Origin of the sequence: Nostoc commune NIES-4072, from assembly GCF_003113895.1 — a bacterium.
GTDB lineage: Bacteria > Cyanobacteriota > Cyanobacteriia > Cyanobacteriales > Nostocaceae > Nostoc > Nostoc commune.
The window spans coordinates 5639611-5663280 of the sequence record NZ_BDUD01000001.1 but is presented as its reverse complement, the minus strand read 5'-3'; the positions used below and the strand labels follow the sequence as shown (position 1 = coordinate 5663280).

The window sequence follows — 23670 nt, the reverse complement described above, 5'->3', positions numbered from 1 at the left end:
CCAATTCTTTTGTATCTTCCCTGCTCCCTGCCCCCTGCTCCCTGCCCCCTGCCCCCTACCTCTTGGTTGAAGTTCTGCTAATTACCCCTCTTTGGAGATATCTTAACAATTAAGAGTTGTTAGAAGATACTGATTCAAACCGGAAAGATTACATTGAAATAGGTAGCTATTAAAAAATAAAAAAGCTCACTGTCCAACAAAAAGCGTAAACCAAACAAGGAAAAACAAAGTTATGGGATTATTCGATCGCATTAGGCGAGTAGTTAGTTCTAACCTCAACGACCTAGTTAACAAAGCCGAAGACCCCGAAAAAATGCTAGAACAAGCCATCCTGGAAATGCAGGAAGACTTGGTGCAGCTGCGTCAGGGAGTAGCACAGGCGATCGCCTCCCAAAAACGCAGTGAGAAACAGTATAATGATGCCCAAAATGAAATCAATAAGTGGCAACGCAATGCCCAACTGGCGCTGCAAAAAGGTGATGAGAACCTAGCTAGGCAAGCTCTAGAGCGCAAAAAGACTTATACGGACACCAGCGCCGCCCTCAAAGCTAGTTTGGACACTCAAAGCACTCAAGTTGAAACCCTCAAACGCAACTTAATCCAGCTGGAAAGCAAGATTTCTGAAGCTAAAACCAAGAAAGAAATGCTTAGAGCTAGGATCACCACTGCCAAAGCCCAAGAGCAACTTCAAGGCATGGTGCGTGGGATGAATACCAGCAGTGCAATGGCTGCCTTCGAGCGGATGGAAGAAAAAGTCTTGATGCAAGAATCCCGGGCCCAGGCACTAGGAGAGTTAGCAGGTGCAGATTTAGAAACCCAATTTGCCCAATTGGAAGGTGGTAGCGATGTTGATGATGAATTGGCAGCTTTAAAAGCGCAAATGTTACCATCCGCTACTCCACAAAATCAAGCGCAACTGCCACCGCAACAAGAAACCACTGCTCCTAAATCTAATGAAGTGGTTGATGCCGAGTTGGATTCTCTACGCAAGCAATTGGATCAATTGTAAAATTGGCAGAAAACTTATTTGAGCTAGTCCCACACCTGTTGGTTGTGGGATTTTACATCATTAGTCAATAGTTAACAGTCAAAATAACTATGAATTATTGACTATAAACTATTGACGACTTTGGGATAAAGTATTGTGTGTGCCAACTTTGATCGCCACCTGATGGAGACTGCAATGAGTAAGGCTGTAATCACCATAACTGATGCTGAGTTTGAAACAGAAGTATTAAAAGCTGAACAGCCTGTATTAGTTTACTTTTGGGCTTCCTGGTGTGGGCCTTGTCAATTAATGTCCCCCCTGATTAACTCAGCTGCTAGCAAATATAGCGATCGCCTCAAAGTCGTTAAAATGGAAATTGACCCTAACCCACTCACTGTTAAGCAGTACCAAGTGGAAGGTGTACCCGCCCTCAGACTATTTCAAGGCCAGGAAGTTTTGATATCGACCGAGGGAGTCATCGGTAAAGATAAATTACTCGAACTTTTAGATACCCACTTAAATAATAATTAGTCATTGGTCATTGGTCATTGCTCACTTGTACTGAGCGTTGCCCTTGGCGTAGCCTCTCCAAAAGTTGTATTGGTCATTTGACAAAGGACAAAGGATAAATGACAAATGACAAATGACAAAGGACAAGTGACTAACATGCAATTTGCAAAGCGTTTACAACCCCTGCAATCTAATGTATTTGCCGATATGGACAAAGCCAAGGCGATCGCTTTGGCCGGTGGACAACAAATAATTGATTTGTCACTGGGGTCTTCTGATTTACCCGCCCAGGCACATGTGATTGAGGCGATCGCCCAATCTCTCCACGATCGCAGTACCCACGGCTATCTGTTGTTTAACGGAACTCTTGGGTTTCGTGAAGCCGCGGCCAACTGGTACGAACAAAAATTTGGCATCAAAGTCGATCCTCAAACTGAGGTACTACCTCTAATTGGTTCTCAAGAAGGTACTGCCCATTTACCCTTAGCAATACTCAATCCAGGGGATTTTGCCCTATTGCTCGATCCAGGTTATCCCTCCCATGCGGGGGGAGTCTACCTAGCCAGTGGTCAAATCTACCCGATGCCACTACGAGCAGAAAACGATTTTTTACCAGTGTTTGCTGATATTCCTGTCCCAGTCTTGGCTCAGTCGCGGATGATGGTATTAAGTTATCCTCACAATCCTACAGCTGCGATCGCTCCTTTATCTTTCTTCCAAGAAGCTGTCGCCTTTTGTCAAGAACACAATCTTGTGCTGGTTCACGATTTCCCCTACGTAGATTTGGTATTTGGAGAGAGTGGAGACTGGGGATTGGGGACTGGGGACTGGGAATTAAGAAATAGAAAAAATCTTTCCCAATCCCCAATTCTTAATACCCAATCCCTAGCCTCTTCAATTCTGCAAGCTGATCCAGATAAAAGCGTCTCTATTGAATTTTTCACCCTTTCCAAGTCCTACAATATGGGCGGCTTCCGCATTGGCTACGCCATCGGTAATGCCGAGTTAATTAACGCCTTACGTCAGGTAAAAGCTGCCGTTGATTTTAATCAGTATCGGGGGATTTTGAATGGTGCGATCGCAGCTCTAACTGGCCCTCAACTTGGGGTAAAATCTGCTGTTGCTACCTTCCAGCAGCGCCGTGATGCTTTCATCACTGCTTTACACCGCATTGGCTGGAATGTTCCCACTCCCCAGGCCACAATGTACATCTGGGCAAAACTGCCCTCACACTGGAGTCAAAACTCCATCGAATTTTGTACCCAGCTAGTCAAACAAACTGGTGTAGCAGTCTCCCCAGGCGCTGGCTTTGGCAAATCTGGAGAAGGATATGTCCGTTTTGCCTTGGTGCATGAGCCACTTTTGTTAGAAACTGCTGTGGAAAGAATTGCCCAGTTCCTTTATTGAATTTCTTCTCAAGCTCAACACCAAAAATTTTTTGTAGCAAAGTCTATGAATATAACACGCGCCCTAGAGGTAGTGGCGCACATTTTTGCGTTCTTACGAATAACCGTACTATACTGAATTGGAAATTATTTAGTTGTTTTTTTTAAACTATTGAAAATTATCATATTACGTAATAAGACGTAAAATAACATCAAAAGATTCGTCATCTTTTTATTGATAACAGCAGGAACTTTACCCAATCAAGTCTCCCCGTTTCTTAAACTTGGTTTGTACGCTCAGATACCAAAAATTTCTAAGAATGCAGGTGGCACTTTTAAAGAGTTGTATTGCCAAAAAGCCTGTAGTCAAGACAGCCCAAGCTTAGAAACGGCAGTAGTTTAAAACTTAACTTCCAAACTGACAGAGACTTGAAAAAATGAAAATGACTTTTCAGAAACTTTTAATTGGTGCCTCAATGGCTATTGGTGTGAGCGTTGTCACTGTACCAGCCCAGGCTGGAACGCTCATCGGTGCTACTATTGGTGGAACAGCAGCCAGTGATTATTTAGTCTATGATTCCAATGCTACAAATACCTTCACAGTAGCAAATACTAGTGAAAATGTACAAAAAGTTCTAAGTGGTAACGCCGCCAGTCCCACTGGAAATGTGGAGCTAGCTGCTAGTAGTGAACAAGCTGGTTTTGATTTTACCAAAAACACCACCTTGACAGGTACAATCGGCGGGAAAACCCTGACTCTAAGCAGCCTTACTTCTGATGACTGGTTTGGAGTCGGTCAAACAACTACGACGTATGGATTAAATAACTTAGCTAACACCTGGTTTAACCAGGCTCTAAATTCTAATAGTACCATTAGTACTTTACTCGCTGCGTCCGGCTACACTCAACAGACTTTGTTTAACAGCTTTCTTACAAATGGGGGATTTCAACGCTTTAGTGACCCGAATATTTCCTATGTCAATCAAGATGACACTAGTGGTTTAATTAGTATTGGTTTAGCAGGTCACTTAAATGCCACACCCCTTATAATACCCCTTCTAGGATTGCCGTCTAACCTATCTAAGCTACTTCCACCTTCATTACAAGCAAGTGAAATTGTCAAATACACTTATGACGGCAAAACTGATTACTTGTATAGCTTTAAAGCTACCAACTCTGGTTTACTTGAACTAAGCGATCACATATCCCATAGTGGTAATTATGAAGTCACTATCAAAGGTGTACCTCCCGCAGCAGTCCCAGAACCATCCGTAATGCTTGGTCTGTTGGGTGTTGCTGGTGTGTTTGTTACTCAACGCAAGTTTAAAAAAGCATCTATTTAAGATTGCGGGTTCAAAACTACAAATAGGTAAGGGAGCTAACACCTCCCTTTTTTTATGAATACTTCCTTCAAGTTATAAGCTTATTTAAGCTTCTAGGTTATACTGTTTATAAAAATATTTGCACACAAATTAATCGATTATAAGGGTTTACAGCTATATGCCTCTACCAATAAATTTGTAATAGATATTTTGTTTAATGCTATGAATTAGCATAGTATTACTTAAATAGTTTTACTAATAAGGCTTGGATAATCCAATTTTTAAAAGTAGCTGTTTATCTGAACTATAATTTAAAAACCAAAAGCTTAAGTTATTATCTGATATACTAATTTTGAAGTATTAGAGTGTAGCTAAATTTAATTTGTTTATATCTTTTACTAGATTACATAAATCAAATTTCTCTTGGTTTTACAGTTTAAATACACTAGGCTTTTCGTATATGTTAATAATAGTTTGGTTTTAAAGATAATCAAATAATAGGTAGCAATGACAACACAATTATTCAATATAGATCAGCCATTGCAGTCACAGAAAGTTAAACGAATTTTGCTAGTTGAAGACCATTATCTCAATAGATTATTACTGAGTGACTATCTAATTTACTGTGGGTACGATGTCGAAAGCTTATCAGAAGGCTCTACTTTTTTCTCGACTATAGAAAAATTTCAGCCAGATTTAATGTTATTAGACTTGAAATTGCCGGATGTTGACGGTTATTCACTTTTAAAACAAGTCCAGGAAAAACCTGATTTGTCAAAAATACCTATTATTGTGGTTTCAGCTTTTGCTTTTAAAGCGGATCAAGAACTAGCTCTAAGTTTGGGCGCACGCAGCTATTTTGTCAAACCTATAAAACTCAAGGATCTTATACTTACGATTGAAGAAGAGTTGACTTGCTGCCACAAATAAACTTTTCTACTGGGCGTGCCTTTATTCAGCTTTTTGGTCTGCAATAAACTCTTCAACTCGTTCACTAATATGTTGTACAGAACTGCCAATTTTTGAAATTTTATGCTGTAATTGCGCTAACAACAAAGCTGCTGTTTGCAGATCATTGAGCGTTTCAGCCATAGCTTCCCGGTATTGACCTTCAAACTCTTGCAGATTCATACTTTAACTATTGCCTGAATTGATTGTAATGGCTATATTTCTAATGATATTCGTAAATTTAACTTCCTAAATCCGTTAAATCGCTTAATATTATCAGTTCAAATGAAATCCAAAAATCTTGTTTAAGAATAAATTTTGTCTAATTTTGCCTAATATTTATATAAGCAATAGTAAAAATTTTAATTCCTTTTAATAATAAAAAGATAATTTTAACAAGATGAAGAAAAAATAGTTTTTATAATAAATAATTTTGGAATAATAAATAACTGTTGATTTTAAAATGCTAATTATAAATTCAAAAAGCCAAGTTTATATTCTGAGAATTTCAAAAAAACACGAAATTGGACTGGGCTTTGCCCCGCTAGGCTAACGTGCCACTGCGCTAATGGGTGTCTACAGGGTTTGGATGACAAACCAAGTAATCAAATTTAACGACATGAAGCACTATCAGTAGTGTTGTCTACCTTTAACAAAGGGATTTTGCCCCAAGTCATGTTAATTGAGATGGTGCGCCCGCTATCTTCGGAAACTAAGCCACCCTGCAAGAAAACGCAGAAGTGCCTACATACTTCTCTTTGTGCAGACTAAAAGCCTAGCACGCTACGGCGGAAATAGAGCAACCATTTAAAATCCCTAAAAAGCTGATTCCATAATCCTTTTGACTTTTGACTTTTGACCTTTGACTTCCGCCTTGCGGTACTAGCTACTTTACATTTACTTGATAAATACTTTTTTAAATCGGCACGAAAAAATAATAGGACTTACGCACACTCTACGAATTCTCGGCGCTCTTGGCGTCTTGGCGGTTCGAGAAATTAAGCTTTTTAGCAATTTTTGCGTAAGTCCTAAATAATTTTTCTTAAAATAGAGAAAGATTACCTAATTTTGGTTGTGACAATATCTAATCAAATATTACCACTGCTTAAAGAGCCAGAACGACTGGAAAATCGTCTAGCCGAAATTCCACCGGAACCGGGGGTTTATTTCATGCGGGACAGTAGCGATCGCATTATATATATAGGTAAATCACGTAAGTTGCGATCGCGTGTTCGTTCCTATTTCCGGGATGGCTACAACAAGAGTGAACGCATCGCCACGATGGTGAAGTTGGTGGCAGAAATTGAATTCATTGTCACTGATACCGAAGCCGAAGCTTTAGCCCTAGAAGCAAATTTGATCAAGCAGCACCAGCCATACTTTAACGTGCTGCTCAAAGATGATAAAAAATATCCCTATCTCTGCATCACTTGGTCAGAAGATTATCCGCGAATTTTTATTACCCGTAAACGTCAATTCGGCAAAGAAAAGGATAAATTTTACGGGCCTTATACTGATGCTGGTCTTTTACGAGAAATTGTCCGCCTGTGTAAGCGAATCTTTCCCCAGCGACAACGGCCTCAACCACTTTTCAAAGACCGTCCTTGCTTAAATTATGATTTAGGGCGTTGTCCGGGTGTCTGTCAACAGATGATTTCACCAGAAGAATATCGCAAAATTGTGCAAAAAATAGCGATGGTCTTTCAAGGGCGAACTCAAGAACTGATTGATATTTTGACTCAACAGATGAATGCAGCAGCTGAAAACTTGAATTTTGAGTCAGCAGCGCGGATTCGTGACCAAATTTCTGGGTTAAAGTCGCTGACAGCCAATCAAAAAGTTTCCTTACCAGATGATACAGTTTCGCGGGATGCGATCGCACTGGCAGCCAACGAAGAATACGCCTGCATTCAACTATTCCAGATTCGCGCTGGACAATTGGTAGGACGCTTGGCCTTTGTGGCGGATGCTCATGCAGAACCAGGAGCTATTTTACAACGAGCTTTAGAGGAACATTACCAAACTGCTGACTCAGTGGAAATACCTTTAGAGATTTTGGTACAGCATGATTTACCAGATAGCGAGATATTGGCGGATGTCTTAACTCAACGCAAAGGGAAAAAAGTCACAATTTTGACTCCTTTGCGGCAAACTAAGGCAGAATTAATTGAGATGGTAGAGCGAAATGCCCAGTATGAATTGCAAAGAATGCAAAAACTAGGCGATCGCAATGACCAAGCGATGCAAGATTTAGCAGCAATTCTCGATTTACCCGATGTACCCCACCGCATCGAAGGTTATGATATTTCTCATATTCAAGGGTCAAATGCAGTAGCTTCGCAAGTCGTGTTTATCGACGGTTTACCCGCTAAACAACATTATCGCCACTACAAAATCAAAAATCCCACGGTGACGGCGGGACATTCAGATGATTTTGCTAGTCTTGCTGAAGTTATTGGGCGACGGTTCCGTAAATATGGCGACGATCCACAGTTGTCACGTTTGGGTAATCCAGATTGGCCTGATTTAATCATGATTGACGGTGGTAAAGGTCAGTTATCATCAGTTGTTGCCGTTTTGCAAGAGATGAATTTATTAGAAGACTTGCGAGTTGTGAGTCTGGCGAAGCAGCGAGAAGAGATTTTTTTACCGGGAGAATCTAAACCCTTAACAACTGATTCAGAACAAGCAGGGGTGCAGTTGTTGCGGCGATTGCGAGATGAAGCGCACCGATTTGCAGTGACTTTTCATCGTCAGCAACGCAGTGATAAATTGAAGCGATCGCGTTTAGATGAAATTCCTGGCTTAGGACATCATCGACAAAAGCAGCTGCTAGGGCATTTTCGCTCAGTCGATTATATTAGGCAAGCTGCACCCACACAACTTGCTGAGGTTCCAGGAATCGGCCCGCGTTTGGCTCAAGAAATTTACGATTATTTTCATCCTTCTTGATATGGCCCAAAAGCATCTGACATAAGTATTTGAAATTTTCAATTAGTGAAGTTTTGAATTCTAAGACAGCAGTATTACTCGGCATCTATGCTGTAGTATCGATTCTCAAAGGTTGTCGAATTCTTCTGTGCTTCCTTAAAAAGCCAAAACATCAGGTAGATGCCAAAATATTGCTGTTTTTCTTTTTCGTCATAACTCACAAATTTTTCAGCCTGTTGATATCGTTCTAACGCTTGGCGGAAGTTCTTTTTTGTAACTTTCTCTCCTAATGCTTGAGATAGCAATTGCCATAACGTAGACCCTACATCCTTCTTTATATAATCGAGGCAGTAGCCGCGATCGTTGGCAAACTGTTCGTATGTCTGATTTTCAGAAGATGCTTTTAACAAATCACTTTGTAAATCAGTCAAGTGTCTGCCAGATGATTTCGATACCACTTTATCCGCAATAGTTAATAACTCTTGGATGTTCATAGGTTAAACTAATCTGATGAATTTTATGTAGATGTTTAATTATCGGAAATTAAAGGGAGCTACTGCGTTGCCAGAGTTCTCACGGCAGTTCCTTAGAGGCTGCGACAAGGCGTACAGTAATTTTGAATTCTTAATAGTTCGTATAGCAATCTGATTTGATGATCTATCAACTTACTCGTGAAGATAGGGAACACGAGAGAAGAGAGGTAAAGGAGTAGGACGTTTTTTCAAAAGCCAAATAGGAGTCATATAAAGTTTATGAACTTTAAATGATTGAAATATTGTTTATCTAAGTATTTGTCATGATACAAGGTATGAACTAATTTATGATAAAGTTCATTTGATCTTTAAAAAAGTAGCTTCTTTTGGCTAAGTTTTCAAAATTTTTATTTAAGCTTTATTTTATCTTTAAACTTTTATTATTATTGCTTTAAAAATTAAATTTTTTAGCTTATTACTATTTATATCTAAATTGATTTTTACTTGATAATTATTAATATTTGCTAGTTTTACATTTAACCCCACAAAACCCCCCTCGCGTTTTTTTGGGAAACTTGAGAATATTGATTTGTGATGAATAACGAACTGCAAAAGTTCAAAAACATCAACACTTTTAAAAACAAATAAAGTGGCAGATACTACTTGTTTTAATAAGGTAAAGCACCTAATTAGTCAACCAAGTAGACCAGCGTAAAAATTTGTCGTTGGGATAAGGCAGGAAGCAAGAGGTAGGAGGTAGGAGGTAAGAAGAAAGACAATTTTTATTGAATTTATCTTTCTTAGTTTTGTTTGATTCTGCCAAGTTACTTAATCCATGACTCTTAACACCCTTCCTTTGCAATATCTAAAAAACTTCAAATGTTTAAAAAAGCTCTACGACTATTTACTAACCATTCCTTACTATGTCTACTCGGAGTAGTTAGTATAAATCTCGAAGCCCAGGCACAATCTGTCACTAACTCTGTTAATTCTCAATCTCAGCCTAATCAAGAGCAGACTCTTGATAATCAACAACGGAACTCTGCTGCAATTAATCAAACAGGAGTTTACAACCTTGGTGAATCGGCTACTTATAAAATTCAAGGAGTAGCTGGAATAAATGTTGTGTGTCCGCGACCATCTTTAATATTAGGGACTGCTTTGAGTTCCTATGACGGGATTAGTTTCTCTAACAATGCCTCTTATGCTGTGAATGCTGCTATAGTTTTCCCTTTGGGTGGAAGCTTAGAGAGTACTTGCAAACAAATGGCTGAAACTATTTCTCGTAAGACTCAATATGATGTAGAGATTATCAATGCTCGAGCCTGTGCTGAACTAATCGGTGCTGGTATCCAACTAAACCCCGACAGCTTTCCTACTATTTCTGCTGTCTGTAAAGGGGTTGCTATAAACAGAACTAATACAAATGAACCTAACAAACTTCCGAGGTTCCAGTCTCAAGAATTACCTAAAAATGAGACTGAAAAAGACAACTAATTCACAACGAGGATAAACTCATGAAAAAAGTTCTTGGTTTGGCTCTTCTTGCTACCTTATTAGCTACTCCTGCTTTTGCTGGTGAAACATTTGTGCGTAACGAAGATTCATGGAGTAATAGTGTAACAAATACCGATTTAAAACTTGATTCTAAGACTTATTCAAATCGGGATGAAAAATATACTTCTTGGGCTGATAAGACTTACATCGATGGTAATATTGATGCCGGCAAAGGATATGGTGGTGCTTCAACAATTTCCTTTGATGAATTTACCGTTCATACAGCAGGTGCTGAACTGTATGGTAAATACAGTGAAACTAATTACACTACCGTTGGTGGTACTATTAAGACCACAACTAACGCATATACTGATGCTCACGAAACCAGCGCAGGTGTTCGTTAATTCTTAATAGTGCTTGATGTAATTAGAAAACATTCTAGGGTGGTTAATCCACCCTGGAACTTCTTTTAGTTCCTTTGGCGAGATTAGTTTCTGTGACAAAGGCAACTAATTTATAATCAGGACAAAGTAATGAAGCAAGTTCTCGGTTTAGCTATTCTTGCTACTTTGTTTACTAGCCCTGCTTTAGCAGGTGAGACTTTTGTTTTGAACCAGTGGACAATTAAGGGGGGCAGAACACAGACTAATTTCAACATTGATACTGTAACCAATTCAAATCGTACTCAAGATTACAGTTCTTCATCTGACAAGATTTATATTGATGGTATGGTTGAAGCCGAATACAACAATGGTAAAGTCGGAGAATATTTTAAAGATTTTACTGTTTATAATGGTGGTTCTGAACTAAATGGTAGTTTTCACGAAAAGATGACAACTAGAGTATGGGGTACAATCAATACTATTATGAATTCATACACTAGCACCCACGAAAGCAGTGCAGGGATTCGTTAGTTATTACCCTACTTGATATTATTGGAGAAAATTGTCGGGTGGTTATTCCACCCTTTTTTTATGAAATATTTAATCTTGTTAGCTGTTGCTTTATTAGCATGGATTGCGTTTATCTATTCCCATAAAGTTTCTTCTATTACTCAGATGCCTACCTTCTTTATGAACTCTATGTTCAAAGTCTTTAATCAAAATAGTAATGAGACTATACAGATTAAACAGATAAAATTGTCATCTGAAATCAGGGAAAATTTATATAACTCTATATCTACAGGCATGTCGTATGATGAAGTTCGTTCCATTCTAGGCTGGGATGGTATCTTGATTTATGAAAACAATATCGATTCTGCTGATGGACAAATACATGAAAAGATTTACCAGTGGAACGATCAAGATGTTTATTTGACTGATTACGAATCTCAAAGAAGAGATATCAATCCATACTGGAGTGTTACACTTAGATTTCAAAACGATATCCTCATCAATAAAGCATCCTTTAATCTACAAAATTAAAGGGGCGATCGCAATCGAGAAAGTACATAAGTCTGTCATGGAAAAAACCGAAAAACAGAAAATGCTTGCAGGCGAATTATATCTGGCGGATGATCCAGAATTGGCTGCCGAAAGTAAGCGAGCTAGCCGTCTGTTGCGAAGTTACAATTCTACAACCGAAGAACAGCAAGAGCAACGGCAGCAAATTTTGCAAGAATTATTTGGAAAGCTTGGTGACAAAATATCAATTGTGCCGCCCTTTCACTGTGACTATGGCAGTAATATTTTCGCTGGTGACAGATTGTATATGAACTATGGCTGTGTAATTTTAGACTGCAATACAGTTCATATTGGTGAAAATGTCTTATGCGCTCCTTATGTGCAAATTTATACTGCTTATCACCCAACAGAGCCAGAAATTCGTCTCTCTGGAAGAGAATTAGCTGCCCCAATTAACATTGGTAATAATGTGTGGATTGGTGGCAGTGCAATTATTTGTCCAGGTGTAACCATTGGTGATAACACAACCATTGGTGCTGGCAGTGTAGTTGTCAAAGATATACCTGAGAATGTTGTCGCTGCTGGCAATCCCTGCCGCGTCATTCGATATTTATCCTAGAATTTAAAATTTATATCCTCTGGCAATCCAATAGAGCCAATCTGCGATCGCTTCTTCAGTTTCGCTGTCAGCATCAATGGCTGCTATTTCAGATAACTTTGCAGAATATACATCATCATCTTTACCATTAATGTAAGCCACTTCTACAAGCATATCTTTCAAGCACTCATCATCTGGGGCCATTCCCAGCACTTCCACTGGTTTCTCCTCGGTAGAACCTGATTTGCGTCCCTTCTTAGTCCATTTAGCCATAAAGGGAAAATTCAGAACCTCTTCGAGGTAATAGTACCAACCCATGGCCCGGTCTTCTTTATCTTCAGCATCTACAATGATCTCTGTTTTAATGCGATGCTCTCGGTTTTCGTCGGCTTCAACACTAGGCATAAGATAACACTTTACGTATAATGCATTTTGATAATACTACCAAAGTCTTGGCTAAGAATAATTTTTCTAAAATTAAGTATATAAGACTTAGGTATCAGAGATACCCCAACATCGTTAAGAAGGGGACTTTTAGGGTTCTCGCCTTTCTAAAGGGGATTAAAGGATCTAGGTTTCACTTTTCAGTGCGTAATTCCTTCCATATCTAAGTTATACAAAAAACCGCTTGTCATTGACAAACGGTTTTCTAATTATTGACCTCAAAGGGTAACTTATTCGTTGCGCCAAGATGCCAAGTTCTTTCTTTGCACTAAAGCGCGAAATTTTTTAGAAATTAAACAAGTCTCAAATCAGGATAATTTGCCAGTACATCATCAGATGTTAGGGTATCATTTTCAGCTTGCGGAGTCCAAAGAACTTCAATTGCTAGAAGTTTCTCACTGGGGATACTACCAATTTGGCGCAAAGCTTGACGCAAATCATCAGCACTGTTAATCGCTGTGGGAATTTCAAACTTACCTAAAGTCGCCGCCAGCAAGGTGACGATAATGTATTCACCAGGGCCTTCGGTAAATAGGCGGGTGGGGTTGTCGAGTTCACCAGCCGGAGGTAAAGCATCTTTGGCAAGGGCCCCTCTTAGCTGATTGTTGACGTTAGAAATAGTTTCTTCGCTAAACTTGCTACGTTCTGCCAATGACAGCCGATTAAACTGACTTTCAGCTGAATTTAAACTGGCTTGTTGAGTACCACCACCTGCATACACAAAGTATTCAGGATGGCGGAGTAAAGCTAGGCTGGCTTCTTGTAAAACTTCTGCTCTCCCCTCTGGGGTGTTGGTATCAGCAGTTTCAGCAATGTGGTTGAGTTCATTTTGCAATTCACGGGCTTGAGCTAGCAAACCTACTTGCAAACGAGTCACAGAAACCGGAGAGTTACTGGTGTAATCTGCTTCTGGTGTTTCACCGCCAGAGACGCGGCGGAAAGTTTGCAATAAGAAATTAGCGATCGCAAAGAAAATTAAGATGCTAAATAGACCACCAAATCCTCCCCCAATACCCCAGAAAGGAAGTAGGAAGGGAAAGCCAAAACCACCACCAAAACCACCACCAGGATAGTATCCGCCTCCGCCAGGAGGTGAGTATGTGCGCGGTGTATAGGTGCGGCTCGAAGGTACTCTAAAGGAGCCACCACCGATTCGACCCCCACTGCGGGCCGCTAATGCTCCATCGGCGTGGCTAAGAGCCAAAGTTAACACAAGTCCTAGCGCTAACAAGCTTTTTAACAGTGGTTTGATGGTTTGTTGTAGTTTTTTACGCATAATACAATCGCTTGGAAAACTGAATTATTTATGATTTCTCTCCATGCTGGTAGGAGTTTTTCAATCTGTCGTTAACGCCAGCCCGTAAAAGCTTGCTTTGTAGCACACGTAGCATTTACTTTTAAAGGCTACATATTTAATCTACCGCGTCTTCTGTTGGGTAGGCAGCGATCGCAGGGGGGATTTCTCGACTGGGGAACCGTACCTTAAGATATGTTCACAATTACTTTAAGGGAACAGGGGGCAGTTTTCCGTAAGCTCGAACTGCCCTATGCAATAACTGTCTTCCTCGATAAATTTGCGATGTCTACGGACGATTGTTGCTACATTTTGGACTACCACTTTCAGGCTACAGTCTGGAATTATACAGATGCTTTTAATTTTTAATAATTATTTTGATTAATTTTTTAACGAACTTTGGGGGTTTAAGTCCCCAGCAAGATAGGCAGCACGTTTTGTGTCGGGGTCTAAATCCCCGTCACAAAACGTAATTGCGAATTGCGAATTGCGAATTGGTTTAATACTTCACGCTACTTATTTACTCACAAGGTGAAAAAATATTATTAAAATGCAAGTGCTATTTACTACACTTAGCATCCTTGAATTTACGGCTGTACAAAAGACTAGAAAGTGCCCGTAATCCTTATCAGTAAATCTATACAGACACCAGATAGCTCTCAAATACTTATCCAAATTTTTGGCATTTTGGCACAATATCCTAGAAAATTCAAAATATTATATGTGAATTGAGCCAAATCTAGTAATTTTCGCAACAGTTCTTCACTTGGCAATTAAGTTATAAGTGTTAGCTTTTATTTATTGTTCATCATGCACAGAAATTCTCAAGTAGTGAGAAATTTGGAGCAAAAATAAAATCAACACAATAAAAAAACAATCTTCCTGGCTAATTTTGTAAAATCGGCTTCAAATTTGTCTACCACATTCGTTTTAAAAGAAATAAAATAAGAATTAAGGCTTTGAAAATAACCCTAATTGTAAATAAACTAAAAATTATTTGAAGTAAAGTTATCAGCTTTATTATGGAACATATTTCTCAACTAACAGCCGAAATTAGAGACAAAGCTGCATACCCAGATATCTTAGTCATATCCCGGATTTTTCTGCCGAAAGAAGCTGTAATTGGGGAATATATCTATAATCGCTGTCTCCAAGATCCAGAACGAGTTATTGTGCTGGCGGCTAGTTGCTCAGGAGACAAAGTATTTGATCAAAGTCAACAGTTTCCTGTATATCGCTGGTTTTATCCTAGATATTGGCGTAGTGGCTTTGTGGGAAATATCCTGAAGCCTTGGGTGAATATCGTCTGCTCATTTGTCTTAGCAATCAGACTTTATTTTCGCTATCACTACCGTTATATAGAGTGGGGCCACGGCTATGATTTCCCTTCGCTATTGCTATTGAGTTATTTCTTACCAATTCGCTTTTTTATCTATCTGCACGGCAATGATCTTCATTGTACTTTACACAATCCCGTGCTGCGATCGCTATTTAAATTAACACTCAAACGCGCCGAAGGCATTGTTTGTAACAGTTCTCATACAAGAGACTACCTTAGAACTGCTTTCCGATTAGATACTCCTACCCACGTCATTAACCCAGTAATCAGACCAGAAAAATTTGGCAATAATGTAGCAAGTCCCAGTAGCCTTGATGATTTACGTGTTCGTGTGCGTCAGGCGTACAACATTTCCGAATCAGCAATAGTTATTCTCTCCATCGGGAGGCTAGTAAAGCATAAAGGCTTCGACCGAGTAATTGATAACATTCCACTATTGCTAACTTTTGGGGTCGATGTCCACTATATAATCTGCGGTCAAGGGTCAAGTGAATCGGAACTAAAATCTCTGGCGCATCGTTTGCGGGTAGATAAGCGCGTCCACTTTGCCGGATATGTGCCTGAGCGAGAATTAGCAGGTTATTATGCTGCTTGCGATATATTTGCCATGCTGACTTTATTGGATACTAAAGCTAATAATATGGAGGGTTTTGGTATGGTTTATTTAGAAGCGAGTTACTTCGGTAAGCCTGTAATTGCTCCTCGCTTAGGCGGTGTTCTAGACACAGTTCAGCATGAAGAGAATGGAATACTAGTTAATCCCAATTCGGGTTATGAAGTGTTTCAAGCTTTCAATCGGTTGTGTAAAGATCAGCAACTACGTGAGCAATTTGGCCGTAAAGGTAAAGAATTAGCCAAGCGTAGAACTCTTCATCGATCGCTTTACAAATCAGAGGGATAAACGCGATTTTGCAAAATGAATTCACGTTGAGCGAATGCCAAAAGCTAATGTCACTAAAGCACGGGTTAAATCCAGCTATCATGTCAATTAACCAGACAATTTGCTCAAACAAATTTTTAATGATAGGCAAACTTCCGCTATAGCCATATAGCAGTCCTACTTGATTCGTGAAAATATAAATAAGAAAACGCAGACTCGCAGAGGCTTGCCGCAGGCTACCGCAAAGTACGCTAAGGGAAGTGATAATCAAATAGAGGGGGAGGAGGCGAGCTTTCCTTGCCTCCTCCCACAGTCCTGGAGAGAATGGGAAGCGCTACGCCGACAAGTTATGAAACCACAAGGGCGCAGCCAATCTTAAAATTCAGACCCTGCTGGCGTGCTGGCAAGAGTGACAATTCCAGTAGTATTAAGAACTATGGTATTATTTCCCTGCCGACGAAAACTTACGAAGTCATCTGAAGCAAGTCTCCGTGACAATCTTGGTTGAAATGAAGTTCTTGAAGAATTATATAAAATATATTCTCCATCATAATCACCAGTTTCTCCAGGTTGTAAAACTTGGCGTTCTGCCAGTACGGACGCTCCAAAATTATAAAAAGCTCTCGTCTCACCTGAATCATTGAGAACTTGAAAACCTCCAGTAATTTCAGAGGCTTCGTCAGAGCTTAGTTCAGATAATGAACCTTCGTCAAGGTCATCAAATCTAATAGAAAAAGAATCTTTTTCTGTTTGAGAAGTTGTTTTCAGCATTATGGTGTTCCAAAAAATACTTCAGTTAATAAAACATAATTCAGTCGTCAGAATTCACAAATTTAATTCTGTGTCACTGGTAGCTCAATAAACGGTTTGAAGCCCCACACCAACATAAAAATTTGGTGCTTTAGTAGAAAGTAACGGTTTTGAATCCTTTACTAATTGATTCTAAATTTTGAATTTTGAATTCTGAATTTTGTATTATTATTGATAATTTTGCCAAGCTACAAGAATTTTGTCAAGCACCTTAAACCTGTTTAATAACTCTCTAAAAAAAATAATATAGGCGGCTAGAAATCGCTTCTATATAAGCAGAGTCGCCTCCGCACACTAATGCTAAAATAAGTTTTAAATTTTATTTGATGAGAGTATTTTGAGAAATTTTACATGTTGCTTTAACTAATTCTGGTGAGAATCCAGCAGCCTGCCAAAGCAATTATCGCTTTTCTCTGCGCCTCTGTGTAAGATTAATACAAGTGCTATTGATAAATAACCTACAATACTAATTCACGAAAACCTTGATATAGCAATCCCAAATGAGTTGTGAAAATCCAGAGGTTTAACTCTCCGACTTCTTTGAGAAGTCGGAGAGCTTATTATTCACGAATGATTTAGGACTGCTATAGGAATCCGGTTTGATTTGGAGAAAATATCTGTAGGATGTGTTAGCACAGAGAGTACGGCATCAAACCCTTGATAATAGTGCGTTACGAACTTCGTTCTAACACACTCTACAATACCTAATTCCGTTCAAAAATCAAATAGTAATCCTGTATATATATTTATTATAATGGCATGGCATTGCCATGCCATTACCAACTTATTTGTATAATTTTTCAAGTTAAATTGTATAATCAATAGCTTTGAAAATGAGCAATATTGCAGTGTAGAATCTTGCTGGTGATTCCATGAAATATGCAATGAAAAATATCTTGTTTAGTATGTGGTCATCTCTTCGGCGTTACCGAACGCAAGCTGTTATATTTACAGTTATTGTATGCCTTGCTGTATTGAGTGTGATTACTTTTGGGGCAATGTATGTTGTAGCTCAACCTGCTTCAAGCTCATCTGAACCTCCAGCAACGATCGCTGTTAAAACACCAAATTTGGGGCGACACTTTTAAGAATTCGGGCGTGAAGGCTCAATATTGATTTACGACTCAAAAAATAACCGCTTTTATGAACACAATCCTCATGCAACAACCCTTGATATGGATAAAGCAGAGGATGCACCCGCCCGCATCGAAATTACACGACGTAGCCTCAAGGATTTGGGCTTGCTGGCTCAAATTAACTAACGGGACTTAAACAAAATAGAAGGAAAAAATAGAGTATAATGCTTTGCTAGCATAGCTTTTACGTTGAAGTAAGACCCAATGAAAGAAACAACTCCCGCAGCCATGCCCCCGTGTTTTGAAAAATGGTGTCATCGCTTTGATGAAGCGTTTACTCATAAAGCCCAAAAAAGAGGTTTTAGGCACTATTTAGGGGGATTATTGGGGGAAAGCGAGAGAAAAAACCTGTCTCAACTCGCTTTGAATGCGATAGGAGTTGAATACCATCAATTGCACCACTTTTTAACTGAAGCACCTTGGTCTGACTCCAAGATCAATGAACTTCGATTAGAGATTATGAACCAGTGTAGTCAAACCAGAATTAGTCGAGGATTTAGCTTAATAATTGATGATTCTGGTCACAGAAAAAGCGGTAATTTTACTGATGGAGTGGGAAGGCAGTACATTGGAGAAATCGGCAAAACAGATAATGGCATAGTAGTGGTAACAACTCATTTATATGATGGACGAAAAAGCTTGCCATTAGATATAGAGTTATATCAGCACGCGAATTCTTTACCAGAAGGTAAACAAGATTCAGAATTTGAGAAAAAAACTGAACTAGCAATTAAGTTAATAGACAGAACTATAGAACGGAAATATCAACCAGGAATTGTAATTATAGATGCTGGATATGGCAACAATACATCCTTTTTATTAGAGTTAGAAAAGAGACAATTAAAATACTTAGGAGGAGTAGCTAAAAATCGAAAAATAACTATTAATATATCAGAAAATATTCAACAAACAATTAGGATAGATGAATTAGCACAGAGCTTACCTAAAGAAGCTTTCACAGAAATCCAATTAAATTTGGATAAACCTAGAATAGTATGGGTAGTAACTAGAGAAATAGAGATATCACAACTGAAAGGAAAGCGAAATATTGCCATCGTCATGAACGCTTCGACTTTCTCTGAAGCCACTGATATTGATTATTTTATCACCAATGTTTCTACATCAACTGTCACACCAGAATGGATAGTTAATACCTATTCTCAAAGAAATTGGGTTGAAGTTTTTTATAGAGAAGCTAAGGGATGGCTGGGGCTAAAAGAATATCAAGTTCGGGATAAAAGAAGTCTACTTCGACATTTTATCTTGGTTTTCTGTGCCTATACTTTTATTCTTTGGCATCAAATGACAGGAGGGTTGAGACGCAGGTGGGCAAACAAACCTTTGAACACCTTTACTGAAGCATTGGAAGCCTTTAGAACAGCTATGTCTTATCGTTTTTTTGATTGGTTAACCCATAACCGTGACGTATTTGCCGCTTATAAAGCTAGTTTAGGCTACATTTGGGCTTAATTTTTGTTTAAGTCCCACTAACCACCACCAACAATAGTTACCACTTCTAAGCGATCGCCTGGTTGCACTTTTGTTTGTGGCCAAAACTGGCGGTGTAAAATTTCGCCGTTATACTCCACAGCCACCAAGCGAGGGTTAAAACCCAACTGTTGGAGCAAGTCAGGTAAAGAAGTTTGAAACGAACAGTTATGGGTTTCCCCATTTACCTGAATGGTAATCTCATTAGACATAATATGTGTGTCGGGCATTGGGAATTGGGCATTGGGAATTGGGTATTGGTTACTCACTTTGGGCAAATAACAAATGACTAATGACTAATGACTAATGACTCTTTTAAAGTTCTGGTTTAATGCGATTGAGTTGGGAGAGCAAATATTGAGTTACTAGGGTAGGCTGTTCGGCTTGCATGAGCGATCGCACCACTGCTACACGTTCGGCTCCGGCATCGATCACATCATTGATATTATTGGCATCTATTCCCCCAATGGCAAACCAGGGAATTGAGCAATTTTTGGCAGCATAGCTGACATATTCTAAACCTGTTGCTACCTTACCTAGTTTCGTAGGAGTTTCATAAACTGGCCCCACGCCAATGTAATCTACACCTTCTGCAATTGCTGCTTGCATTTCTTCTTTATTTGTGGTGGAAAGACCTATTAAACGCTGCGAACCAAGTAATTGCCGAGCAACAGCAATAGGCATATCTTGTTGTCCCAGATGCACCCCATCTGCATCGACAGCTAAAGCTACATCGACGCGATCATTAACAATGAACAAAGCACCGTAGATATGGCATAATTGCCGAAGTTTTCTGGCTTGTTCCAGACGCAAAGAATCATCGGCGGTTTTGTCACGATATTGTAAAAGCGTTAATCCACCTTTTAGTGCAGCTTCGACGTTGTTCAACAAACTTTCATGTGGGGAAGTAACAAGATACAAACGCGATCGCCATAACAATTGATGACGCTGATGACCCATTAAACTACTTTCTAGGGTATAAACTTCATAGCGCATCTGCTTACAAGCTTTAGCCATATTTGGCTGATAAAGCTTGCTGTATTCTTCCAACACCCGTAATGCTTCTTCTATACGGCAAAAGTTAGCTTGCAACACCGATTTGATACTAGCTCGTTGTTCTTCTTGAGGATGGGTTAACTCAGTTCCAGGATCGCCTGGTGTATCTCGCGCCGCCCGCAATTCTGGGGTATGCCACTTAGCAACCTCTTGCCGCAGCCGCTTACATTCAAGAGCCAACTGGGCATTATTCAACCCAAATCGACACCATTCTTCAATAATTCGCAAGCCCTCACGAGCGCGATCTAAATTGGCATCTAAAATGCGGTAAACAACTTGTTGAATTTGCTCTTTTTGGCTGTATGGCTCGACCATTACAACAACCCCATTAGTGCTTTCATCGAACTGTGAATTCTCATATATCCTAGTAACCATAGTTAATTAATTTGCTTTTTTTTACTCAATTTTTGCAGAATATACGCAAAACAACGTGTTAGTGAGGGTTACGGAAAATTATCCCACGTTCTTATAGGCAGTGATAAGGGTAGTTTGAGGCTACAGTTTCGCACTAACGTTAGTCAAGTATTTTAGGCTAAACGACAAGCTTACAAAGGACTAGTACCGCAAGGCGGAAGTCACGCATTCAAAACTCACGCATTCAAAAGTATTATAGAATCGGCTTTTTAGAGATTTTAAATGGTTGCTCTATTTACGCTGTGGCGTACTACCCAGGCAGATACACTGGAAAATCCACAATGAGCAAATTAAATTTGAGACTGGATGGACATTATTTAGAGAGCATTTATACACTAAATCTTAACTTTGAAATAGAGCGCTTTCTCGCCCAAAATATCATTTGAACCAATTATTGAAGCTTACAGTATATAGGAATCCGGTTTGATTTGGAGAAAATATCTGTAGGATGTGTTAGCACAGAGAGTACGGCATCAAACCCTTGATAATAGTGCGTTACGAACTTCGTTCTAACACACTCTACAATACCTAATTCCGTTCAAAAATCAAATAGTAATCCTGTATATAGCCTCACTGATAGTCAACAAATTTTAAAGTGAGGGAATTTTGGCGATCGCGTAGCGTATCCTAAAAGACAAAGTATTGTTGAACAGACACAATATCATTTATTACCCTGTCTTAAAAATCAATCGCCACTCGGTCAATATGTGGGTAATATTATCGACATAATACTCTTAGAGAGTATAAGAATATATGGTTACTTCCGAGGAGTTGTGTTAAATATGATTCACCATCATGTGTTTCCTAAGTACCATAGGGTAGATATTATGCTTGCGAAGCTTAAGTTTCTGAAATCAGCAAGGCTTTTATTTTTTAGTTTATCAGTATTATCTTTTACCGTAGGCATGGGAGCGGCGTTCCTGGGTAGCGCGTTAGCGGAGCTCGCCGGAGGCATCGCTCAGATGCCATTGACACCAGTTTCAGCACCTCTGGTTGAGAAAACAAATTCTCAGAACGTGCTGTTTGTCAACCCCAATAGTGGAGATGACACAGGCAATGGCAGCGAATCCGCTCCTGTGAAAACCATTACCCAAGCTTTACGATTAGCTAAGGCGAATACTGTAATTATGCTCTCCACGGGCACTTATAGCGCCGAAACAGGAGAAGAATTTCCCTTAATATTGAAACCTGGTGTTTCAATTCAAGGCAACCCTAGCAATCAAGGAAAAGATATTGTAATTCAGGGAGGTGGTGATTACCTGAGCCGAAGCTTTGGCGGCCAAAATATCGCAATTGTTGGAGCAAACCAAACCTTACTTACCGGGGTGACTGTAACAAACCCAAACCGCCGTGGTTACGGTTTATGGGTTGAATCAAGTAATCCGGTAATCGCAGAAAATACATTTACTGGTAGTACCCAAGATGGTATTTCTGTCTGTGGTAATGCTGCACCTACTATTAGTAAAAATTCTTTTGATCGCAATGGAGCCAATGGCATCACTATTGCTGGTAACTCCAGTCCGCAAGTGAAGGAAAATATCTTTCACGAAACGGGTTTTGGCATCAATATTGCCCAAAATGCCACTCCTGTAGTCATAGGGAATCAAATTCAAAACAATAGATCGGGAATTGTGGTGCAAGCAAATGCCCGCCCGATTTTACGGAATAATATTATTCAAGATAATAAAGAAGATGGTTTAGTTGCGATCGCTCAAGCAATGCCAGATTTAGGCAACGCATCCGAACCTGGGGGTAATCAATTTCAAAACAATGCCCGCTACGACATTAACGCCAGCGCTGCTAAACAGGTGATCTCTGCTGCTGGTAACAACCTTGTGAGTAGTCGCATCACTGGTAAAGTAGATATGAACGGTACAACGGCACTTGCAACCCAAAACCCTCAACCTGCTGTCAACAATGTGTTACGAGAAATACCACCAAGCGGGGAAATCACCTTCTCGGCTCCCGAAATCTCTGAAACTACTAATAGGCAAACCAACAACAGCATTTCAGCAAATAATCCTGTTCCTACAAAATTAAACAGTCAACTGCTGCCATCGTTGCCAGCCAATGTGCCGCTTTCTACCCCTATATCCAATCAACAGCAACCCACCTCTATTGCGGGTTTTCCTACTCCTAGCAGCTTGTCAGCTAAACAAATACCAGCTAATACTCAAGTTGCAACTCCCAGTCCAGCACAACCACCTGATACACCACAGTTAAATTATGTGCGGATTGAGCCTAAGACGATTGAGTTTACTGCTCCTGAGTACCCATCCAATTCAGTTGCACAGCAGCCATTACCAACACAAGAAACTTCTGCTCCAGGTGCTTCCGCACTTTTACCACTTCCTGACCGCAATATCCCTATTGCTAATAGTCGCAATATCCAAACAAGTTCTGCAAGTATTCCATATCGTGGTAACTCTGCAAAGCAATTTGGTGTACGTTATCGCGTAGTAGTGCCATTAGCAACTAATAAAGATCAAGATTTAGTGCGATTCCTTGCTCCTGGTGCGTTTCCCACAGTTTGGCAAGGTCAAAAAGTTATGCAAGCAGGAGTATTTAGCAGTGAATATAACGCTAAAGAAATGCTCAAAACACTCTATACTAACGGTTTAAGAGCCATTATGGAGCCGTTGAATTAATTGGGAATTGGGCATTGGGAATTGGGAATTGGGCATTGGGCATTGGGCATTGGGCATTGGGCATTGGGCATTGGGCATTGAGAAAACTCTTCCCTAATCCCTAATC

Annotated in this window: 23 protein-coding genes; 16 read left to right on the top strand and 7 right to left on the bottom strand. The window is 39.6% G+C overall.

The features are described 5' to 3' along the window. Positions 1 to 232 precede the first annotated feature (232 nt). The 5 genes from CDC33_RS25235 to CDC33_RS25215 all read left to right on the top strand — a co-directional run bounded on the left by CDC33_RS25235 (position 233) and on the right by CDC33_RS25215 (position 5135). Complete coding sequence (locus CDC33_RS25235) at positions 233 to 1009, top strand: PspA/IM30 family protein (RefSeq protein WP_109011242.1); 777 nt, start codon at positions 233 to 235, stop codon at positions 1007 to 1009. Positions 1010 to 1183: 174 nt separating this feature from the next. After that, entirely contained in the window at positions 1184 to 1519 is a 336-nt protein-coding gene (locus CDC33_RS25230) for a thioredoxin family protein (protein WP_109011241.1), read from the top strand. 135 nt (positions 1520 to 1654) lie between these two features. Continuing rightward, positions 1655 to 2905 carry an LL-diaminopimelate aminotransferase gene (locus CDC33_RS25225; protein ID WP_109012703.1) on the top strand — a complete coding sequence of 417 codons (1251 nt, stop codon included), beginning with the start codon at positions 1655 to 1657 and terminating at the stop codon, positions 2903 to 2905. 421 nt (positions 2906 to 3326) lie between these two features. Further along, a complete protein-coding gene (locus CDC33_RS25220) occupies positions 3327 to 4226 on the top strand; it encodes an NF038130 family PEP-CTERM protein (RefSeq protein ID WP_244919345.1) in 900 nt (299 codons plus the stop codon). 486 nt (positions 4227 to 4712) lie between these two features. Further along, positions 4713 to 5135, top strand: a complete 423-nt coding sequence (locus CDC33_RS25215; RefSeq protein WP_109011239.1) for a response regulator — start codon at positions 4713 to 4715, stop codon at positions 5133 to 5135. Between the two features lie 21 nt (positions 5136 to 5156). Here CDC33_RS25215 and CDC33_RS25210 read toward each other — a convergent pair whose 3' ends face one another. Continuing rightward, positions 5157 to 5336, bottom strand: coding sequence for a hypothetical protein (locus tag CDC33_RS25210; RefSeq protein WP_109011238.1), 180 nt, complete (start codon positions 5334 to 5336; stop codon positions 5157 to 5159). A gap of 891 nt (positions 5337 to 6227) precedes the next feature. Here CDC33_RS25210 and uvrC point away from each other — a divergent pair. Beyond that, a complete protein-coding gene (uvrC, locus tag CDC33_RS25205) occupies positions 6228 to 8105 on the top strand; it encodes an excinuclease ABC subunit UvrC (RefSeq protein ID WP_109011237.1) in 1878 nt (625 codons plus the stop codon). Between the two features lie 74 nt (positions 8106 to 8179). Here uvrC and CDC33_RS25200 read toward each other — a convergent pair whose 3' ends face one another. Continuing rightward, positions 8180 to 8578, bottom strand: coding sequence for a helix-turn-helix domain-containing protein (locus tag CDC33_RS25200; protein ID WP_109011236.1), 399 nt, complete (start codon positions 8576 to 8578; stop codon positions 8180 to 8182). Between the two features lie 858 nt (positions 8579 to 9436). Between CDC33_RS25200 and CDC33_RS25195 the strand changes: the two genes are divergently transcribed. The 5 genes from CDC33_RS25195 (at position 9437) to CDC33_RS25175 (ending at position 12076) form a co-directional block, all read left to right on the top strand. After that, positions 9437 to 10054: a hypothetical protein gene (locus tag CDC33_RS25195; RefSeq protein ID WP_109011235.1), complete on the top strand. Its 618-nt coding sequence runs from the start codon at positions 9437 to 9439 to the stop codon at positions 10052 to 10054. Positions 10055 to 10074: 20 nt separating this feature from the next. After that, on the top strand, positions 10075 to 10458 hold the full coding sequence (locus tag CDC33_RS25190; RefSeq protein ID WP_109011234.1) for a hypothetical protein: 384 nt from the start codon (positions 10075 to 10077) through the stop codon (positions 10456 to 10458). A gap of 129 nt (positions 10459 to 10587) precedes the next feature. Continuing rightward, on the top strand, positions 10588 to 10968 hold the full coding sequence (locus tag CDC33_RS25185) for a hypothetical protein (RefSeq protein ID WP_109011233.1): 381 nt from the start codon (positions 10588 to 10590) through the stop codon (positions 10966 to 10968). A gap of 60 nt (positions 10969 to 11028) precedes the next feature. Further along, positions 11029 to 11478, top strand: a complete 450-nt coding sequence (locus tag CDC33_RS25180) for a hypothetical protein (RefSeq protein ID WP_109011232.1) — start codon at positions 11029 to 11031, stop codon at positions 11476 to 11478. 37 nt (positions 11479 to 11515) lie between these two features. Continuing rightward, a complete protein-coding gene (locus CDC33_RS25175) occupies positions 11516 to 12076 on the top strand; it encodes a sugar O-acetyltransferase (RefSeq protein ID WP_109011231.1) in 561 nt (186 codons plus the stop codon). 3 nt (positions 12077 to 12079) lie between these two features. On the opposite strand, the gene CDC33_RS25170 is transcribed toward CDC33_RS25175, so the two are convergent. Beyond that, on the bottom strand, positions 12080 to 12460 hold the full coding sequence (locus CDC33_RS25170) for a calcium-binding protein (RefSeq protein ID WP_109011230.1): 381 nt from the start codon (positions 12458 to 12460) through the stop codon (positions 12080 to 12082). Between the two features lie 331 nt (positions 12461 to 12791). Then, the gene (locus CDC33_RS25165; protein ID WP_109011229.1) at positions 12792 to 13775 is read right to left on the bottom strand and encodes a DUF1517 domain-containing protein; all 984 of its coding nucleotides are present in this window, start codon (positions 13773 to 13775) and stop codon (positions 12792 to 12794) included. 1040 nt (positions 13776 to 14815) lie between these two features. Here CDC33_RS25165 and CDC33_RS25160 point away from each other — a divergent pair. Next, entirely contained in the window at positions 14816 to 16033 is a 1218-nt protein-coding gene (locus CDC33_RS25160) for a glycosyltransferase family 4 protein (protein ID WP_109011228.1), read from the top strand. Positions 16034 to 16387: 354 nt separating this feature from the next. Here CDC33_RS25160 and CDC33_RS25150 read toward each other — a convergent pair whose 3' ends face one another. Continuing rightward, entirely contained in the window at positions 16388 to 16783 is a 396-nt protein-coding gene (locus CDC33_RS25150) for a hypothetical protein (protein ID WP_109011226.1), read from the bottom strand. A 923-nt stretch (positions 16784 to 17706) separates the two neighbouring features. Between CDC33_RS25150 and CDC33_RS39085 the strand changes: the two genes are divergently transcribed. The 3 genes from CDC33_RS39085 (at position 17707) to CDC33_RS25140 (ending at position 19428) form a co-directional block, all read left to right on the top strand. Next, positions 17707 to 17910, top strand: coding sequence for a hypothetical protein (locus CDC33_RS39085; protein ID WP_181374127.1), 204 nt, complete (start codon positions 17707 to 17709; stop codon positions 17908 to 17910). A gap of 24 nt (positions 17911 to 17934) precedes the next feature. Further along, positions 17935 to 18084, top strand: coding sequence for a hypothetical protein (locus CDC33_RS39080; RefSeq protein ID WP_181374126.1), 150 nt, complete (start codon positions 17935 to 17937; stop codon positions 18082 to 18084). Positions 18085 to 18162: 78 nt separating this feature from the next. Continuing rightward, a complete protein-coding gene (locus CDC33_RS25140) occupies positions 18163 to 19428 on the top strand; it encodes an IS701 family transposase (RefSeq protein WP_109009247.1) in 1266 nt (421 codons plus the stop codon). 17 nt (positions 19429 to 19445) lie between these two features. Here the strand turns inward: CDC33_RS25140 and thiS are convergent, their stop codons facing one another. Together thiS and CDC33_RS25130 are read right to left on the bottom strand one after the other, a co-directional pair. Beyond that, positions 19446 to 19658, bottom strand: a complete 213-nt coding sequence (thiS, locus tag CDC33_RS25135) for a sulfur carrier protein ThiS (RefSeq protein WP_109011225.1) — start codon at positions 19656 to 19658, stop codon at positions 19446 to 19448. A gap of 103 nt (positions 19659 to 19761) precedes the next feature. Next, on the bottom strand, positions 19762 to 20877 hold the full coding sequence (locus CDC33_RS25130) for a thiamine phosphate synthase (protein ID WP_109011224.1): 1116 nt from the start codon (positions 20875 to 20877) through the stop codon (positions 19762 to 19764). 821 nt (positions 20878 to 21698) lie between these two features. Between CDC33_RS25130 and CDC33_RS25125 the strand changes: the two genes are divergently transcribed. Next, positions 21699 to 23564, top strand: coding sequence for a DUF1565 domain-containing protein (locus CDC33_RS25125; protein ID WP_109011223.1), 1866 nt, complete (start codon positions 21699 to 21701; stop codon positions 23562 to 23564). Positions 23565 to 23670 lie beyond the last annotated feature (106 nt).

Bases quoted from the DNA above. Each gene is read 5' to 3' on its own strand.
- CDC33_RS25235 (WP_109011242.1), top strand. From the start codon at position 233: ATGGGATTATTCGATCGCATTAGGCGAGTAGTTAGTTCTAACCTCAAC.
- CDC33_RS25230 (WP_109011241.1), top strand. From the start codon at position 1,184: ATGAGTAAGGCTGTAATCACCATAACTGATGCTGAGTTTGAAACAGAA.
- CDC33_RS25225 (WP_109012703.1), top strand. From the start codon at position 1,655: ATGCAATTTGCAAAGCGTTTACAACCCCTGCAATCTAATGTATTTGCC.
- CDC33_RS25220 (WP_244919345.1), top strand. From the start codon at position 3,327: ATGACTTTTCAGAAACTTTTAATTGGTGCCTCAATGGCTATTGGTGTG.
- CDC33_RS25215 (WP_109011239.1), top strand. From the start codon at position 4,713: ATGACAACACAATTATTCAATATAGATCAGCCATTGCAGTCACAGAAA.
- CDC33_RS25210 (WP_109011238.1), bottom strand. From the start codon at position 5,336: ATGAATCTGCAAGAGTTTGAAGGTCAATACCGGGAAGCTATGGCTGAA.
- CDC33_RS25200 (WP_109011236.1), bottom strand. From the start codon at position 8,578: ATGAACATCCAAGAGTTATTAACTATTGCGGATAAAGTGGTATCGAAA.
- CDC33_RS25195 (WP_109011235.1), top strand. From the start codon at position 9,437: ATGTTTAAAAAAGCTCTACGACTATTTACTAACCATTCCTTACTATGT.
- CDC33_RS25190 (WP_109011234.1), top strand. From the start codon at position 10,075: ATGAAAAAAGTTCTTGGTTTGGCTCTTCTTGCTACCTTATTAGCTACT.
- CDC33_RS25185 (WP_109011233.1), top strand. From the start codon at position 10,588: ATGAAGCAAGTTCTCGGTTTAGCTATTCTTGCTACTTTGTTTACTAGC.
- CDC33_RS25180 (WP_109011232.1), top strand. From the start codon at position 11,029: ATGAAATATTTAATCTTGTTAGCTGTTGCTTTATTAGCATGGATTGCG.
- CDC33_RS25175 (WP_109011231.1), top strand. From the start codon at position 11,516: ATGGAAAAAACCGAAAAACAGAAAATGCTTGCAGGCGAATTATATCTG.
- CDC33_RS25170 (WP_109011230.1), bottom strand. From the start codon at position 12,460: ATGCCTAGTGTTGAAGCCGACGAAAACCGAGAGCATCGCATTAAAACA.
- CDC33_RS25165 (WP_109011229.1), bottom strand. From the start codon at position 13,775: ATGCGTAAAAAACTACAACAAACCATCAAACCACTGTTAAAAAGCTTG.
- CDC33_RS25160 (WP_109011228.1), top strand. From the start codon at position 14,816: ATGGAACATATTTCTCAACTAACAGCCGAAATTAGAGACAAAGCTGCA.
- CDC33_RS25150 (WP_109011226.1), bottom strand. From the start codon at position 16,783: ATGCTGAAAACAACTTCTCAAACAGAAAAAGATTCTTTTTCTATTAGA.
- CDC33_RS39085 (WP_181374127.1), top strand. From the start codon at position 17,707: ATGAAAAATATCTTGTTTAGTATGTGGTCATCTCTTCGGCGTTACCGA.
- CDC33_RS25140 (WP_109009247.1), top strand. From the start codon at position 18,163: ATGAAAGAAACAACTCCCGCAGCCATGCCCCCGTGTTTTGAAAAATGG.
- thiS (WP_109011225.1), bottom strand. From the start codon at position 19,658: ATGTCTAATGAGATTACCATTCAGGTAAATGGGGAAACCCATAACTGT.
- CDC33_RS25130 (WP_109011224.1), bottom strand. From the start codon at position 20,877: ATGGTTACTAGGATATATGAGAATTCACAGTTCGATGAAAGCACTAAT.
- CDC33_RS25125 (WP_109011223.1), top strand. From the start codon at position 21,699: ATGATTCACCATCATGTGTTTCCTAAGTACCATAGGGTAGATATTATG.